Raw genomic sequence first — 2,748 nt, 5'->3', positions numbered from 1 at the left:
CGGTGATGGCGGTGAAGGAGGATTGGTGAGAAAGAAGGGGGGTGAAACGGTTTTTACGCTCCTAACCACCCGTCCAATCCTGTGGGATGGATGGTTGATGTTCCAACGCAGTCAATGCGATACAGACAGGATGCATCTGGCGTATGAGTGATCGCCAGCCCACTGACAAGCGCTTGAATTTGTACTGAAAACAATAAACTCGGCAACCCTGGAGGCCCGACTTTCGCGTCAACATATCCATCTACACGAAGCGAACCGCGCAACCTGATCTAGTTCAGGTCCGTTTTACATCCATTGCAATGAAATCACCCTTTTCACTGTCAGAAAAAATGTTTGCCTGCGCTGTCGCAGTCATTTTTCTGCTTGCTGCAGTCTGGGGTACCTGGTTTGAGCCCGACGCCAACCCCATTCCTGGCTTTCGAGCTATATCCAAGAATCTATGGGGTGCGTGGCCGGGCGTTGCTTTAAGCGTTTACATCGCTTACGTCGTTTCTTTTTCTCGCAAGCCCTCAGCCCCATCGCTTTTCTTCCTCGCGGGATTCACAGCCTGTGCGTTCCTTGGTCTGGCTGCTTTCGTATCTTCCGGCGCATCTCTCGGTTTCGCATTTTTATCGGGCATGCTTTACAGGAAGGCCGAAAAACATTGTGAGAAGCCACATTCAGCCACCTGACCAGTTAAAGCACTCCGATCAAGCTAACGCCCAAAATCCCCCATGACCCCACCTTCCACCCCCTGGCTCCACGAAGCCATCGCCCGCATCGAAGCCGACTACCAGCGCAGTGCCGACACGCACCTGATCCCGCTGCGGCTGCCCGCCTTTGCCGCGCATGGCATTGACCTGTACCTCAAAGACGAATCCACCCACCCCACGGGCAGCCTGAAGCACCGGCTGGCGCGGTCGCTGTTTCTGTATGCGCTGTGCAATGGCTGGGTGCATGAAGGCTCGACCATCGTCGAGTCGTCCAGCGGCTCCACGGCGGTGAGTGAGGCCTACTTTGCGCGCCTGCTGGGGCTGCCGTTTGTGGCGGTGATGCCGCGCAGCACCTCGCCTGAAAAGGTGGCGCAGATCGAGTTCCATGGCGGGCGTTGCCACTTTGTGGACAGTGCGGGCGCGGTGTATGACGCGGCCCGCGCGATTGCCGAGCAGACGGGCGGCCACTACATGGACCAGTTCACCTATGCCGAGCGCGCCACCGACTGGCGCGGCAACAACAACATTGCCGAGAGCATGTTCACGCAGATGGCGCGCGAGCCGCACCCCGTGCCGCGCTGGATTGTGGTGGGCGCGGGCACGGGCGGCACCAGCGCCACCATTGGCCGCTATGTGCGCTACCAGCGCCATGCCACGCAGGTGTGTGTGGCCGACCCGGCGGGCTCGGTGTTCAGCGCCTACCACCGCACGGGCGATGCGGCGCTGACAGCGCCGGGCTCGCGCATCGAGGGCATTGGGCGCCCGCGTGTGGAGCCAAGCTTTATCCGCACGCTGGTGGACCGCATGGTGGATGTGGCGGACTGCGAATCCATTGCCGCCATGCGCGCGCTGTCGCAGCTGCTGGGGCGGCGCGTGGGGCCGTCCACGGGCACCAACTTCGTGGCCATGCTTGCGCTGGCCAGCGAGATGCGCGAGCGGGGCGAGCGCGGCTCCATCCTGTCGCTGCTGTGTGATGCGGGCGAGCGCTACTTGCCCACGTACTTCGACACCGAGTGGGTGGACCGCACGTTTGGCGACTGTTCGGTGGCGCAGCAGAAGGTGGATGCACTGATGGGCTGAGTACCCCACCCCAACCTGCAGTTCCATCCCGCAATGCCATCCTGTACCTCGATCCCCACACCATGCACAGCACCACACGCCGCCAGTGGCTGATGGGGACCAGCCTGCAGGCAGCCGGGCTGGGCGCGCTGCTGTGGCCGGGTGCGGCGCAGGCGCTGCCCGCGCGCACGCTGGCCTTTCCGCGCGACCACGGCAGCCACCCGGAGCTGCGCACCGAGTGGTGGTACATCACCGGCCATGTGCAGGCGCTGGGCCAGCCGTGGGGGTTTCAGCTCACGTTTTTCCGGTCGCGGGTGGATGCCACGCAGGGCCTGCAGTCGGCGTTTGCGGCCAAGCAGCTGCTGTTTGCACATGCCGCCATCACCGACGTGAAGGGCCAGCGCCTGCGGCACGACCAGCGCATTGCGCGCGCGGGCTTTGGTGTGGCGCAGGCCAGCGAGGCGGATACACGCATCCGGCTGCAAGACTGGACGCTGGAGCGCAATGATGTGCCGGGCAGCACTCCCGGTGAGGCGCTGCGCAGCCGCTACACCACGCGCATCAGGGGCAGCGAGCTGGGGCTGGAGCTGCAGTTCGACAGCACACAGCCCGTGCTGCTGCAGGGCCAGCAAGGCCTGTCGCGCAAGGGGCCGGATGCGGCGCAGGCCAGCTACTACTACAGCCAGCCCCAGCTGGCCGTGAACGGGCACCTGACGGTGGCGGGCCGCCGCATGGCGGTGGAGCCGGGCACTGGCCGCGCGTGGATGGACCATGAGTGGAGCGAGGCGCTGATGCACCCCGACGCCCAGGGCTGGGACTGGATCGGCATGAACCTGGCCGACGGCAGCGCGCTCACCGCCTTCCGCCTGCGGCGCGCGGATGGGTCGGCGCTGTGGGCGGGCGGGTCATGGCGGGCGCCTGGGCAGCCCGTGCAGGTGTTTGGCGCGCAGGCCGTGGTGTTCACACCGCTGCGCACCTGGGCCAGCCAGCACAGCGG

General features: G+C 64.7%; 3 protein-coding genes. All 3 read left to right on the top strand.

All coding sequences use genetic code 11. From position 1 onward, the window contains the following. The first annotated feature begins 299 nt into the window (after window positions 1–299). Window positions 300–671, top strand: coding sequence for a hypothetical protein (locus tag DBR12_RS22080; RefSeq protein WP_146185584.1), 372 nt, complete (start codon window positions 300–302; stop codon window positions 669–671). A 42-nt stretch (window positions 672–713) separates the two neighbouring features. Further along, window positions 714–1,772, top strand: coding sequence for a PLP-dependent cysteine synthase family protein (locus tag DBR12_RS20065; RefSeq protein ID WP_108618846.1), 1,059 nt, complete (start codon window positions 714–716; stop codon window positions 1,770–1,772). 62 nt (window positions 1,773–1,834) lie between these two features. Further along, window positions 1,835–2,748: lipocalin-like domain-containing protein (locus tag DBR12_RS20060; protein WP_369861694.1), on the top strand; the 914-nt coding region annotated here is incomplete at its 3' end.

The organism is Acidovorax sp. HMWF029 (assembly GCF_003060895.1).
GTDB lineage: Bacteria > Pseudomonadota > Gammaproteobacteria > Burkholderiales > Burkholderiaceae_C > Acidovorax.
The sequence above is the reverse complement of the archived record's forward strand: the minus strand, read 5'-3'. Positions and strand labels throughout refer to the sequence as shown.

Excerpts from the sequence above, each read along its gene's own strand:
- DBR12_RS22080 (WP_146185584.1), top strand. The coding sequence starts at position 300 with ATGAAATCACCCTTTTCACTGTCAGAAAAAATGTTTGCCTGCGCTGTC.
- DBR12_RS20065 (WP_108618846.1), top strand. The coding sequence starts at position 714 with ATGACCCCACCTTCCACCCCCTGGCTCCACGAAGCCATCGCCCGCATC.